The organism is Accumulibacter sp. (assembly GCF_029255145.1).
Taxonomy (GTDB): domain Bacteria; phylum Pseudomonadota; class Gammaproteobacteria; order Burkholderiales; family Rhodocyclaceae; genus Accumulibacter.
This window is the reverse complement of record NZ_JAPUVQ010000012.1, coordinates 16293-28606: the sequence shown is the minus strand read 5'-3', so window position 1 is coordinate 28606 and position 12314 is coordinate 16293. Positions and strand designations below refer to the sequence as shown.

The following is a 12314-nucleotide window of genomic DNA, read 5'->3' as shown; positions in this document are numbered from 1 at the left end:
GGTTCAGCGGGTCACGTTAGCTTGCGGGGTCAAGCCGCCAAAACTTTGCGCGACCTCTACCCACCGTTTCCCAGATCGCATTTTCTTTCATGATCCGGGGCGGCCGCAACTGCAATGACCGTTAGGTTGAACGCTTCGGTTCGACGTAATGATCGTCGCACTGTGCGCATAGCGCTGCCTGATGACCCGCAAGAGGCCAGCTTCGCCAGATAAGATGGCGCCTTAAAGCTGCGGAAATCTGCCAGACAAGCGGGGAAGTGTCCATGTCACTGTCCTCTCGCTCAGCACCGCTCCGCTGTTCCTGCGGCAGCCAGCACCCGGAAGGGAGCGATTTCAGGCGCAGGGCGATCCGAGAGCGGTGTTTCGAGCGTTCGCCAACCGTGCTGGATGCGCTGCTGAAGAGAAAGGGAGGCGAACGTCATGCGACTGCGTCACCAAGTCGTGCCAGCGCATCCTCGATCAGCGCCGCATCGGTGGGTCTGACCAAGCGCTCGACTTCCTGACCCCGGCGCAGGAAAACCAGAGTCGGCCAGAGCTTGATGCGGAATGTCCGCCCGAGGTGGCGGCCCGGGCCGTCCTCAACCTTGATGTGGCGTACCCGCGGATGACGGGCCAGCGCCCGCGCAATCGATGGCTGAGCGCCTATGCAGTAGGCGCACCAGGAGGCGCCGAATTCGATTACCGCAGGTTCGTCGAGCGCGTCGATCTCGTCGCGCAGCGGTTCAGTGTCGTCGATGGTTTGCCGTTGCATATTCTCTCCCGGGCCGGCAGCGGTGTTCGATGTGGGCCAACCCCCCCTCCTTGGCTGGCGCTTGACGCTGTCCGACCAGCGCGTTTTTTCGTCAGCTTGACACTGGTGATCGCACAATCGCCACGCCGGGATGCTCCACGACCTTGCGCCACGGCGGGTGATAATATCTGTTTCTCTCGGCCTAGTGATCCGCGCGGGTGAAATGACTCTGAAAATCGATCTCAAGAGCGCCATCCTGGCGCTCTCCGATGCCCTTGATCTGGTTGGCGTCGACGACTTTCAGCACGGCAAGCGAGTGGCGATGATCGCGCGTGAAACCGGGTTGGCGCTGGGCTTGCCGGAAAAGCACCTCGATCGGCTGGTTTGCGCGAGTCTGCTGCACGACGTCGGCGTCTCGTCCACAACGATACACCAGCGGTTGTTGCAAGAAACCAACTGGGGTCATCGCCATGCACACTGCGAAAGCGGCTACCGGCTGCTGCAGCCATTCGCCCACCTGTCGCTGCTCGCCACGGCCATCCGCTAACACCACACCCACTGGGTGGAACTGCCGAGCGGGCTGGCAGAGGGCGAGGCGCTTGACAGTAACCTGATTCTGCTGGGAGAACGGGTAGACGCCCTGGTCTTCCAGCGCGGCCTGGAGAATCCGCTGTTCAACCGTGTCGGTATTGTCGAGGCGGTCGCCGCGCTGGCCGGCCGCGAATTGTCGCCGGTGGTGGTCGATGCCTTCCTCGGGGTAGCAGCCCGGGAGGCTTTCTGGATCGCTCTGGTGCCGCGCCACGTTCAGCGTTACGTGCTCGACCTGCCGCTCGGCGACTGGAGTTTGTCGATCGACTTTCCGCAGTTCGGTCACGTGGCGCGCCTGATTTCAAGCATAGTCGACGCCAAGAGCCACTTCACCGCCGCCCATTCGCTTGGCGTCGCGCAGCTCGCCCGTTACCTCGGCGAGCGCGCTGGACTGGCTGGCGATACTCCGGCGCGGCTCGAGGTCGCCGGGCTGATGCACGACGTCGGCAAGCTCTGCGTGCCGGACGAGATTGTCGAAAAGCCTGCCCGCCTGACGCCACTGGAATTCTCGGTGATGGAACGTCACAGCTTCGAGACCTATGAGATCCTGCGCCACATCCCCGGTCTCGAGCAGGTCGCCGAGTGGGCGGCGTTTCATCACGAGGCGCTCAACGGCAACGGTTATCCATTCCGCCGCGGCGCCGACGGTCTTTCTACGGAAGCGCGCATCGTTGCCGTGGCCGACGTTTTTCAGGCGTTGGCGCAGGAGCGCCCTTACCGAGGCGCGCAACGAGCCGAAGAAATCCCGCGTTGGCTGAATGATTTCGTCGGCAATGGCGTGCTCGATGGCGAGCTCGTCGCGCTGGCCTGCGAAGACCTCGATGGCAGCTGGCGGGCGGCGACGGCGGTGCCGTCGCCTGACGCGTGCGTTTGGGATTGAGGTCGGGGGTGCAGACTTGCTTCCGCCCGGGATTGTGCCGCCGCCAGGGTGAGCCAGGCATCGTCGTGCCTCCTGCCGTCGAAGGTGTCAGAGCCGGTGACGGCTTCGGAAACTGCCATCGCTCGTGGTGGACATTGGAACTCTGCCGTTGCTTGCGGGCCTGGCCGTTCGAAGCGTGCGGCAGGGGCATCTGCCGCTGCGCGGTCACTTCCACGGGACCAGGCATCGAGGCACCTCGACCCTCTCAGTCCGGTTCCAGCCAATGGCGGCAACGGTCGACGGCGCGGCGCCAGCCGGTCAAAAGGGCAGCGCGCTGGTCGGCGGCGATGGTCGGTTCAAAGCGGCGTTCGGCGCGCCACATCGACGTCAGCTCGGCTTCGTCGTGCCAGAAGCCGACCGCCAGTCCAGCCAGGTAGGCGGCGCCGAGCGCCGTGGTCTCGGTGATTTGCGGACGCACCACCGGCACCCCCAGCAGGTCGGCCTGAAACTGCAGCATCAGGTCGTTGCGCGCCGCGCCGCCGTCTACGCGCAATTCGCACAGGTGGGCACCGGCATCCTTCTCCATCGCGCTCAACACTTCGGCGCTCTGGAAGGCAATGGCTTCGAGCGCCGCGCGCGCGATGTGTGCCCGGTTGCTGCCGCGGCTCATCCCGAGCAGGGCGCCACGGGCGTAGGGGTCCCAGTATGGCGCGCCGAGTCCGGTATGCGCCGGAACCAGGTACACGCCACCGCTGTCGGCTACGGAGGCGGCCAGCGCTTCGATTTCGTCGGAGCTGGAAATCAATCCCAGGCCGTCGCGCAACCACTGCACGGTCGCGCCGCCCATGAAGATACTGCCCTCGAGCAGATATGTGGTCTGCCCCTGACGCTGCCAGCCGATCGTCGTCAGCATGCGGTGGCTCGAGTCCATCGCCTGCTGACCGGTGTTCATCAGCAGAAAGCAGCCGGTGCCGTAGGTATTCTTGGCCATCCCCTGGTCGAGACAGGCCTGGCCGTAGGTGGCCGCCTGCTGGTCGCCGGCGATGCCCGTGAGCGGAATCGGGCCGCCGAGCACATCGCTATCGAGGGTGGTGATCAGGCCGCTGCTATCGACGACCCGGGGAAGGAGCGCTGGCGGGATGTCGAGCAGTGCCAGCAGTTGCTCGTCCCAGCAATGCCGCCGAATGTCGAAGAGCAGGGTGCGCGAGGCGTTCGAGCCATCCGTGACGTGCGCGCGACCGCCGGACAGCTGCCACGCCAGCCAGCTATCGATCGTTCCGAAGGCCAGATCGCCGCGCTCGGCACGGCCACGAGCACCTGGAACATGGTCGAGCAGCCACTTCAGCTTGGTCCCCGAAAAGTAGGCGTCAAGGACCAGGCCGGTGCGCTGGCGAAACAGCTCGACGTGGCCAGCACGCGCCAGCGCATCGCACAGGCCGGCGGTTCGGCGGTCCTGCCAGACAATAGCCCGATGCACGGGTTCGCCGCTGACGCGGTCCCAGAGGACGGTCGTTTCGCGCTGGTTGGTGATCCCGACAGCGGCAATCTGGCTGGCGCCAACGCCGTTCTCGCGCAGCACGGCACGCGCTACGGCCAACTGCGTCTGCCAGATTTCGCTGGCGTCGTGTTCGACCCATCCGGGTTGCGGGAAGTGCTGGGCGAACTCCTGCTGCGCGACCGCAAAGATGCCGCCGTCGCGTCCGAAGAGGATGGCGCGCGAGCTGGTCGTCCCCTGGTCGAGAGCGAGAATGAACTGTTCGGTCTGTTTCATCGGGCAGCCCTTTCTGAGAGAGTGTCGATCGGCGCCGCGGCGAGAGGACTGGCCGTGCCGGTGGCGCGCCTTTCGCTGCTGCTACGGTTGCTGATGTTCCACGATCAGTTCGGCGATCCACCCCTTGAGCTCGCTCACCGCCGGGTCGTAGCGTTCGCAGGCCATCAGGCTCTGCCCGAAGACGTAGGCGTAGAGCAGCAGGCTGCGGCTCTTTGCCTCGGCGTCCGGGACGCCACGGCGGACGAACAGGCGGCGGGTGCATTCGAGGCGCCAGGTATCGACTTCCTCGACGATTGCCGCGGCCTGGGCGTCGCGCCTGGCCCACTCACGCACCGCCAGCTCGATCGAGATCCCCTTGCGGTTGCGCGTCGCGCCATAGACGTCGATCAAATGCAGCAACTGCTCGCGCTCCCTGCCTGGAGTGGCGACGGTCTGCTTGTCGATGTCGCGGATGCGGCCGTCCCGCCAGGTTTCAAGCACCCCGTTGATCAGATCCTGGCGGTCCTTAAAATGCCAGTAGAAGCTGCCCTTGGTGACCCCGAAGCTCTTGGCCAGGACTTCGATGCGCATCCCCTGTACACCTTGTTCGGCGAGCACGTCGATCGCCGCTTCGATCCAGCCGCTGCGGTCGAGTGGAGCGCGGGCGCCGGGTTTGTCGGGTTTCATCGTCATCTGCTTCTTTCCTTGATTACGCGCCTGAGGCAATATTGGCCGTTCAAGTGCCGCTGCCCTGGCCGATGGTCTTGACAGCCATCTTTCCATACGGTACCGTACGCCATCCATACGACAGAGTATGGCCTATTGTCCGGTCAGCGCTAGGCGATGTCAAACGCGCGCTCTTGCCTCGATCGCGATAGATGTCGATTACCGCCCAGTGTCAAAGGAGATAAATTTGAAAATTCTCGTTCCAGTCAAGCGCGTGGTGGATTACAACGTCAAGGTACGCATCAAGTCGGACGGCAGTGATGTCGATCTGGCGAACGTCAAGATGTCGATGAATCCCTTCGACGAAATTGCCATCGAAGAGGCCGTTCGCCTCAAGGAAGCGGGTATCGCCAGCGAAGTGATCGCGGTTTCCGCCGGACTGGCCAACTGCCAGGAGACCTTGCGCACGGCAATGGCCATTGGCGCCGACCGCGGCATCCTGATCCAGACCGACGTCGACTTGCAGCCCCTGGCCGTCGCCAAGCTGCTCAAGGCGGTGTGCGAGAAGGAACAGCCGCAGATCGTGCTCTGCGGCAAGCAGGCCATCGACGACGACGCCAACCAGACCGGGCAGATGCTGGCTGGCCTGTTGGGCTGGCCGCAGGCGACCTTCGCCTCGAAGGTGGTCGTCGCCGGTCAGCAGGCAACCGTCACCCGCGAGATCGATGGCGGTCTGGAATCCATCGAGGTCTCGCTGCCAGCGGTGCTGACCGCCGACCTGCGCCTCAACGAGCCGCGCTACGCGACGTTGCCGAACATCATGAAAGCCAAGCGGAAACCGCTCGAGACCGTCACCCCCGATGCACTCGGCGTCAATGTGGCACCACGCCTGAAGTTGCTGAAGGTCGCCGAGCCGCCGAAGCGGAGCGCGGGCATCAAGGTGGCCGACGCCGCCGACCTGGTGATGAAACTCAAGACTGAAGCGAAGGTGATCTGATCATGGCCATACTCCTCATTGCTGAACACGACAATTCCTCGATCAAGGCGGCGACGCTCAACGCGCTCGGCGCCGCCAGCAAGATCGGTGGCGACGTCCATCTGCTGATCGTCGGCTGCGCTTGCGCGGCAGCCGCCGACGCGGCGGCGAAGCTGGCTGGCGTGAGCAAGGTACTGCTCGCCGACGCTGCCCATTACGCCGATCAGTCGCCCGAGAACCTGGCGGCGCTGGTGGTCGCCAACGCGGCCGCCTACGGGCACATCCTTGCCGCGGCGACGACCAGCGGCAAGAACTTCATGCCGCGAGTTGCCGCGCTGCTCGACGTGGCGCAGATCTCCGAGATCGTCGCCGTGCAGAGCGCCGATACCTTCGTCCGCCCGATCTACGCCGGCAATGTGCTGGCTACCGTCCAGTCGGCCGACGCGATCAAGGTGATCACCGTTCGCGCGACCGCTTTCGAAGCCGCCGGCGAGGGTGGCAGCGCCGCCGTCGAAAGCCTGGCTGCCGGTCCCGATCTGGCGCAGAGCAAGCTCCTCGGTCGCGAGTTGACCAAGTCTGAGCGTCCCGAGCTGACCGCCGCCAAGGTCGTCGTCGCCGGTGGTCGCGGGATGGGCAGCGGCGACAATTTCCACCAGCTGCTCGAACCGCTTGCCGACAAGCTGGGCGCCGCCCTCGGTGCCTCGCGCGCCGCAGTCGATGCCGGCTTCGTTCCCAACGACTACCAGGTCGGCCAGACCGGCAAGATCGTCGCCCCGCAGCTGTACATCGCCGTCGGCATCTCGGGGGCCATCCAGCATCTGGCCGGGATGAAGGACAGCAAGGTGATCGTGGCGATCAACAAGGACGCCGAGGCGCCGATCTTCCAGGTGGCCGACTATGGATTGGTCGGCGACCTGTTCGAGGTGCTGCCGACCTTGCTGGCGGAACTCGGCTGATCGGCGTCAGGCAGCGTCCAGGATGAACCTGCCGGATGGTCTGCTGGACGCTGGCTGGGCCACTATGGCCTGGGTCCTGTTTGTCCCGCTGGCGCTGTCGGCCGCGCGGCGGGCACCGTGGCGGGTGCTCAACGAGCCTGCCCGTCTGAATGCCTTCCTGGCGATGATCGTCGCGCTGATCGTGCTCTGGCATCTGCAGGCCGGGGTCAAGCCCGGCCTGTCGCTGCACCTGCTCGGGGCCACCGTCTTTACCTTGTGCTTCGGCTGGGCGCTGGCCTTCATCGGCCTCTGCCTGGTGCTGGTCGGGGTCGGCCTCAACGGCTTTGCCGGCTGGCAGGCCTTTGCGGCCAACGCCCTGCTGCTGGCCGGCGTTGGCGTCGCGGCGAGTCATGCGCTGCATCGGCTGGTGGACCGCTGGCTGCCGCGGCACCTGTTCGTCTTTATCTTCGGCAAGGGTTTCTTTGCGTCGGCGCTGACCGTGCTGGCCGTCGGCATCGCGTCCTGCCTGCTGCTGGCTCTGGCGGGGACCTACGACAGCGCCTACCTGCTCGCCGAGTACCTGCCTTTTTTTGTGCTTCTCGGCTTTTCCGAAGCCTGGCTGTCGGGAATGGTGGCCACGCTGCTGGCGGTCTATCGACCGGAACTTCTGGCTGATTTCGACGATGCGCAGCTGCTCGGCAGGAAATGACTCTCCTGGCTATCTGCTGCCGACGCGAAGTCGTGCTTTGCTGACGACAGCCAGCCGCATCCGGCGTGCGCCGTGATCTCTAGCACCGTGGTCCGGTCTTGCCGATAGTCGAAAATGTTGTTCATGATCGATCTCATGGCGGCCCGTAGGGCAGCCGATCAGTTTCAGTAGCATCCCTCAAGGAGAAACAAATGAGCGAATACATTGCCCCGATCCGTGACATGCAGTTCGTGCTCAAGGAACTCGCCGGGCTCGAACAGGTGGCGCAGTTGCCGGGTTGCGAAGAAGCGACCCCCGATCTGGTCGATGCCGTTCTCGAAGAAGCGGCGAAGTTTGCCGAGGAAGTGCTGTCACCGCTCAACATTTCGGGTGATCTCGAAGGAGCCAGATGGCACGACAAGATGGTGACCATGCCGGCCGGCTTCAAGGAGGCGTACCAGCTGTTCGCCGAGAGCGGCTGGACGGCGTTGGCATGCGAACCCGAATGGGGCGGTCAGGGATTGCCCAAGGTCGTTGCCGCTGCCGTCGGCGAGATGTGGAAATCGGCCAATCACGCGTTTTCGCTGTGTCCGCTGCTCACCGCCGGGGCCATTGAGGCATTGGTGCTTACCGGCTCCGAGCAGCTTAAGAAGGATTATCTCGAGAAGATGGTCAGCGGCGCATGGACCGGGACGATGAACCTTACCGAACCGAACGCTGGTTCCGACCTCGCTGCCGTGCGCACCCGCGCCGAACCGCAGACCGACGGCAGCTACAAGATTTTCGGGCAGAAGATCTTCATCACCTACGGCGAGCACGACATGGCCGAGAACATCGTCCACCTGGTGCTGGCGCGGACGCCAACGGCGCCCGAGGGCGTCAAGGGCATTTCGCTGTTCGTGGTGCCAAAATTCATGGTCACCGCCGACGGCCGTATCGGCGACCGTAACGACGCGTATTGCGTTTCGATCGAACACAAACTCGGCATTCACGCCAGCCCAACCGCGATCATGGCTTTCGGCGACCACAGCGGCGCGGTCGGCTACCTGGTCGGCGAAGAGAACCGCGGTCTGGAGTACATGTTCATCATGATGAACGCCGCTCGTTTCGGCGTCGGCCTCGAAGGCGTCGCCGCCTGCGAGCGGTCGTATCAGCGGGCGCGTGATTATGCGCGCGATCGCGTCCAGTGTACCGATGTCGGCGTGCGTGGCGGCCCGAAGGTGGCGATCATCGCGCATCCCGACGTGCGGCGCATGCTGATGACCATGAGAGCGCACGCCGAGGCGACGCGGGCGCTGGCTTACGTGGTCGCCGCTGCGCACGACGCCGCGCTGCACCATCCAGACGCCGCCGAGCGCAAGCGCAATCAGGCTTTCGTCGATCTGATGATCGGCGTGGTCAAGGGCTGGAGTACCGAGAGCGGGGTGAGCATCGCCTCGATCGGCATACAGGTGCACGGCGGCATGGGTTACGTCGAAGAAACCGGCGCCGCGCAGCACCTGCGCGACGCGCAAATCTCGACGATCTACGAAGGCACCACCGGTATCCAGGCCAACGACCTGATCGGCCGCAAGATCGCCCGCGAGGGTGGCGCGACGCTGAAAGCGCTGATCGGCACGATTCGCGCACTCGACGGCGAGCTGGCCGGGCAGGGGGGTGCGCACCTGCCGGCCATTCGCCGCCGCCTCACCGCGGGGGTCGATGCGCTGGCCGACGCCGGTGACTGGCTGGTTGCCACCTACCGCAGCGACGTGCGTGCGGCATCGGCCGGTGCAGTGCCGTTCCTGACCTTGCTCGGCATCGTTGCCGGTGGCTGGCAGATGGCGCGCGCGGCGCTGATCGCGCAGGCAAGAGTCGACGCCGGCGACACCGATCCTTTCTACGCGGCGAAGGTCGTTACCGCGCGCTTCTACGCCGACCACGTGCTGTCGAAAGCGGCCGGCCTGGCGAGCAGCGTTACCGACGGTGCCGAAGGGGTGATGGGCCTGGCGGAAGACATGTTCTGAGCGGCAGGGATCGGGGCGCTTGCGGCCATACGGCCGCCGGCGACCGCTGCCACGCAGCATCCAACTTCTAACGCTAACAGGAAGCAACTTTATGCAAGGTCAGCGCAAGCTCGTCCAGACCAGCCTGATTCCCATCCGCTGGGGCGACATGGATGCCTACGGACACGTCAACAACACCATCTATTTCAGGTATATGGAGCAGGCCCGCGTCGAGTATCTGGAGACTCTCGGGTTCAAGGTGATGCCGCGCGGGACGGCACCGGTGATCATCAACGCCGCGTGCACCTTCCTGGTGCCGCTGAATTATCCCGGCGTCGTCGAGGTCAGGATGTTCTGCGGTCATCCCGGACGCAGCAGCGTGCCGACCCATTACGAGCTTCGCCTGCAGGGCGACGAAGCGCTCTATGCGACCGGCGATGCAAAGATCGTCTGGATGGATGTCGCCACCGGCAGGTCGGTGGCGATCCCCGACGACTGGCGCGCGCAGCTCTCGTAAAGGCGCTTTGCGACGGCACCAGGACAGCAAGGAGGAGGGGGATGGACCAAGAAGCTCTCTGGCGCCCGAGCGCCGAACGCATCGCGGCCGCCAGGATCGGCGCTTTCATGGCGGCGGTCAACGCGCGCTGGCACGCCGGCTGCACTGATTACGCCGGCCTCTGGCGCTGGTCGGTGGCCGCGCCCGAGTCGTTCTGGACTGCGGTATGGGACGAATGCGGCGCGCTCGGCGAGCGCGGCCAGCGGGTTCTCGAAGACGGCCACCGGATGCCGGGCGCGCGCTGGTTTCCACAAGCCCGGCTCAATTACGCACGCAATCTGCTGCGCCGGCGCGACGACGCCGACGCGCTCGTATTCTGGGGCGAAGACCGCGTCAAGCGGCGTCTTTCGACCCACGATCTGTACGCGCAGGTCTCGCGCTTCGCGCAGGCGCTGCGGGCAGCCGGCGTCGGCCGCGGCGATCGCGTCGCCGCCTACCTGCCGAACATGCCCGAGGCGCTGATCGCGATGCTGGCGGCGGCTTCGCTCGGCGCGATCTGGTCGTCGGCCTCGCCCGACTTCGGCGTCCAGGGCGTTCTCGACCGTTTCGGGCAGATCGAACCGAAAGTGCTGCTCTGCGTCGACGGCTACTGGTATAACGGCAAGCGTGTCGACTGCCTGGCCAGGAACGCCGAAATCGCCGCGCAGATGCCGACGGTCGAACGCTGCGTCGTCGTCTCGTATCTCGACGATTCCCCGGACGTCGCGGCAATCCGCAATGGCCAGCGCTATGCCGACTTCGTCGCGCCGTTTGCAGCCGCTGACATCGAGTTCGCGTCGCTGCCCTTCGACCACCCGCTGTTCATCATGTTCTCCTCGGGCACCACGGGCGTTCCCAAGTGTATCGTGCACTGCCACGGCGGCGCGCTGCTGCAGCACCTCAAGGAACACCAGCTGCACGGCGACGTCAATCCCGGCGACCGCATCTTCTACTTCACCACCTGCGGCTGGATGATGTGGAACTGGCTGGTGTCCGGCCTGGCGTCGCAGGCGGCGCTGCTGCTCTACGACGGGTCGCCGTTCGCCGCCGGCGCCTCGGGCAAGGCCGGAACGATCCTCTTCGACTACGCCGACGCCGAGCACATGACCCACTTCGGCACCTCGGCCAAGTTCATCGACGCGATCGCCAAAGCCGCTCTCCAACCGCGCGAAACGCACCGGCTGGAGCAGCTGCGGGCGATCTTCTCGACCGGCAGCCCGCTGGCCCCCGAGAGCTTCGACTACGTCTATCGCGAGATCAAGGCCGACCTGCTGCTGGCGTCGATCTCCGGTGGCACCGACATCCTCTCGTGCTTCGCACTTGGCAGCCCGATCCTGCCGGTGTACCGTGGCGAGCTACAATGCCGGGGCCTGGGCATGGCGGTCGACGTCTTCGACGACGACGGTCGGCCGATTCCGGCCGGTCGCGGCGAGCGTGGCGAACTGGTGTGCACCGCGCCATTTCCGGCGATGCCGGTCGGTTTCTGGAACGACCCCGATGGCAGCAAGTATCACGCCGCCTATTTCGATCGCTTCGCCAACATCTGGTGCCATGGCGACTTCGTCGAACTCACCGCCAACGAAGGGATGATCATCTACGGCCGCTCGGACGCCGTCCTCAACCCCGGCGGCGTGCGCATCGGTACCGCCGAAATCTACCGTCAGGTCGAGCAGTTGCCGGAAGTCGTCGAGTCGCTGGTGATCGGCCAGGAGTGGCAGCATGACGTGCGCGTCGTGCTGTTCGTCAAGCTGCGCGAGGGCGCGAGCCTCGATCAGGCTCTGATCGACCGCATCAAGCAGCAGGTCCGCCAGAACACCACGCCGCGGCACGTTCCGGCGCGGGTGCTGCAGGTCGCCGACATCCCGCGTACCAAGAGCGGCAAGATCGTCGAACTGGCGGTCCGGCACGTGGTTCACGGGCGCGCAGTCAAGAACGTCGAAGCTCTTGCCAACCCCGAGGCGCTGGAGTTCTTCAGGAATCGGGCTGAGTTGCAGAGTTGAGGCGGGTCGACGGCCATGCCTCTGGCCGGGTGCGGGCCGTGGCGGTTGCTGATCGCCGAGCCGCATTACAGAAATGTAATCGGCTGGTCAGCTTTCTGACGGCGTCGAATGCGCATCATCGGCGGCCGTGCTCCCGAGGCGGTATTGCGCGTTCGACGGAAGCCTTCGGCCAGGCGACCCCCTCGGGTACCTGTCTGCATTTTTTGATCATTCGCCCATAGGACACGCCATGAACTACCTGTTTCCTGCCGCTTCACTGCTGGCCCTGGTGCTCGCCAACCCGGTCGTTGCCGCCGCCGAGCATGACCACCAGCACCAGGCGGCAAGCAGCACCAGCAGGGTCACAGCGGCATCGTCCCAAGGCACTGTCAAGAAGGTGGACAAAGCCGCCGGGAAAATCAGCATCAAGCATGGTCCGCTCGCCAATCTGGGGATGCCACCTATGACCATGGCTTTCCGCGCCGGCGACCCGGCGATGCTTGACCAGGTCAAGGCGGGCGATGCGGTAAGCTTCACTGCGGACAAGGTCGGCGACGCCCTGACAGTCACCGCCATCGAACTGGCGAAGTAGCGGCCGCTACCGTCCTGGCAGGTTCGCCAGA

12 protein-coding genes are annotated in these 12314 nt (G+C 65.0%); 9 read left to right on the top strand and 3 right to left on the bottom strand.

What is annotated here, in order from left to right:
* Nucleotides 1-418 precede the first annotated feature (418 nt).
* Nucleotides 419-751 (bottom strand): thioredoxin family protein, encoded by a 333-nt coding sequence (locus Q1L50_RS01085; protein ID WP_300335272.1) that lies wholly within the window; start codon nt 749-751, stop codon nt 419-421.
* A 202-nt stretch (nt 752-953) separates the two neighbouring features.
* Here Q1L50_RS01085 and Q1L50_RS01080 point away from each other — a divergent pair, with 202 nt between their 5' ends.
* Both Q1L50_RS01080 and Q1L50_RS01075 read left to right on the top strand, forming a co-directional pair.
* The gene (locus Q1L50_RS01080; RefSeq protein ID WP_300335271.1) at nt 954-1277 is read left to right on the top strand and encodes an HD domain-containing protein; all 324 of its coding nucleotides are present in this window, start codon (nt 954-956) and stop codon (nt 1275-1277) included.
* 15 nt (nt 1278-1292) lie between these two features.
* Nucleotides 1293-2198: an HD domain-containing phosphohydrolase gene (locus tag Q1L50_RS01075; RefSeq protein WP_300335270.1), complete on the top strand. Its 906-nt coding sequence runs from the start codon at nt 1293-1295 to the stop codon at nt 2196-2198.
* A gap of 244 nt (nt 2199-2442) precedes the next feature.
* Here Q1L50_RS01075 and glpK read toward each other — a convergent pair whose 3' ends face one another.
* Together glpK and Q1L50_RS01065 are read right to left on the bottom strand one after the other, a co-directional pair.
* Nucleotides 2443-3948, bottom strand: coding sequence for a glycerol kinase GlpK (gene glpK, locus Q1L50_RS01070; RefSeq protein ID WP_300335268.1), 1506 nt, complete (start codon nt 3946-3948; stop codon nt 2443-2445).
* 81 nt (nt 3949-4029) lie between these two features.
* On the bottom strand, nt 4030-4620 hold the full coding sequence (locus Q1L50_RS01065) for a TetR/AcrR family transcriptional regulator (RefSeq protein WP_300335266.1): 591 nt from the start codon (nt 4618-4620) through the stop codon (nt 4030-4032).
* 220 nt (nt 4621-4840) lie between these two features.
* Here Q1L50_RS01065 and Q1L50_RS01060 point away from each other — a divergent pair, with 220 nt between their 5' ends.
* From Q1L50_RS01060 to Q1L50_RS01030, 7 genes are all read left to right on the top strand, one after another.
* Nucleotides 4841-5590, top strand: a complete 750-nt coding sequence (locus Q1L50_RS01060) for an electron transfer flavoprotein subunit beta/FixA family protein (protein WP_300335265.1) — start codon at nt 4841-4843, stop codon at nt 5588-5590.
* Between the two features lie 2 nt (nt 5591-5592).
* On the top strand, nt 5593-6525 hold the full coding sequence (locus tag Q1L50_RS01055; RefSeq protein ID WP_300335264.1) for an FAD-binding protein: 933 nt from the start codon (nt 5593-5595) through the stop codon (nt 6523-6525).
* A gap of 22 nt (nt 6526-6547) precedes the next feature.
* Nucleotides 6548-7213, top strand: coding sequence for an energy-coupling factor ABC transporter permease (locus Q1L50_RS01050; protein WP_300335262.1), 666 nt, complete (start codon nt 6548-6550; stop codon nt 7211-7213).
* A gap of 191 nt (nt 7214-7404) precedes the next feature.
* Nucleotides 7405-9198, top strand: coding sequence for an acyl-CoA dehydrogenase C-terminal domain-containing protein (locus Q1L50_RS01045; protein ID WP_300335260.1), 1794 nt, complete (start codon nt 7405-7407; stop codon nt 9196-9198).
* 91 nt (nt 9199-9289) lie between these two features.
* Nucleotides 9290-9694 carry a thioesterase family protein gene (locus Q1L50_RS01040; RefSeq protein WP_300335258.1) on the top strand — a complete coding sequence of 135 codons (405 nt, stop codon included), beginning with the start codon at nt 9290-9292 and terminating at the stop codon, nt 9692-9694.
* Between the two features lie 41 nt (nt 9695-9735).
* Entirely contained in the window at nt 9736-11712 is a 1977-nt protein-coding gene (locus tag Q1L50_RS01035; protein WP_300335256.1) for an acetoacetate--CoA ligase, read from the top strand.
* 229 nt (nt 11713-11941) lie between these two features.
* Nucleotides 11942-12283: a copper-binding protein gene (locus Q1L50_RS01030; protein ID WP_300335254.1), complete on the top strand. Its 342-nt coding sequence runs from the start codon at nt 11942-11944 to the stop codon at nt 12281-12283.
* Nucleotides 12284-12314: the final 31 nt, after the last annotated feature.

Excerpts from the sequence above, each read along its gene's own strand:
- Q1L50_RS01085 (WP_300335272.1), bottom strand. The coding sequence starts at position 751 with ATGCAACGGCAAACCATCGACGACACTGAACCGCTGCGCGACGAGATC.
- Q1L50_RS01080 (WP_300335271.1), top strand. The coding sequence starts at position 954 with ATGACTCTGAAAATCGATCTCAAGAGCGCCATCCTGGCGCTCTCCGAT.
- glpK (WP_300335268.1), bottom strand. The coding sequence starts at position 3,948 with ATGAAACAGACCGAACAGTTCATTCTCGCTCTCGACCAGGGGACGACC.
- Q1L50_RS01065 (WP_300335266.1), bottom strand. The coding sequence starts at position 4,620 with ATGACGATGAAACCCGACAAACCCGGCGCCCGCGCTCCACTCGACCGC.
- Q1L50_RS01055 (WP_300335264.1), top strand. The coding sequence starts at position 5,593 with ATGGCCATACTCCTCATTGCTGAACACGACAATTCCTCGATCAAGGCG.
- Q1L50_RS01050 (WP_300335262.1), top strand. The coding sequence starts at position 6,548 with ATGAACCTGCCGGATGGTCTGCTGGACGCTGGCTGGGCCACTATGGCC.
- Q1L50_RS01045 (WP_300335260.1), top strand. The coding sequence starts at position 7,405 with ATGAGCGAATACATTGCCCCGATCCGTGACATGCAGTTCGTGCTCAAG.
- Q1L50_RS01040 (WP_300335258.1), top strand. The coding sequence starts at position 9,290 with ATGCAAGGTCAGCGCAAGCTCGTCCAGACCAGCCTGATTCCCATCCGC.
- Q1L50_RS01035 (WP_300335256.1), top strand. The coding sequence starts at position 9,736 with ATGGACCAAGAAGCTCTCTGGCGCCCGAGCGCCGAACGCATCGCGGCC.
- Q1L50_RS01030 (WP_300335254.1), top strand. The coding sequence starts at position 11,942 with ATGAACTACCTGTTTCCTGCCGCTTCACTGCTGGCCCTGGTGCTCGCC.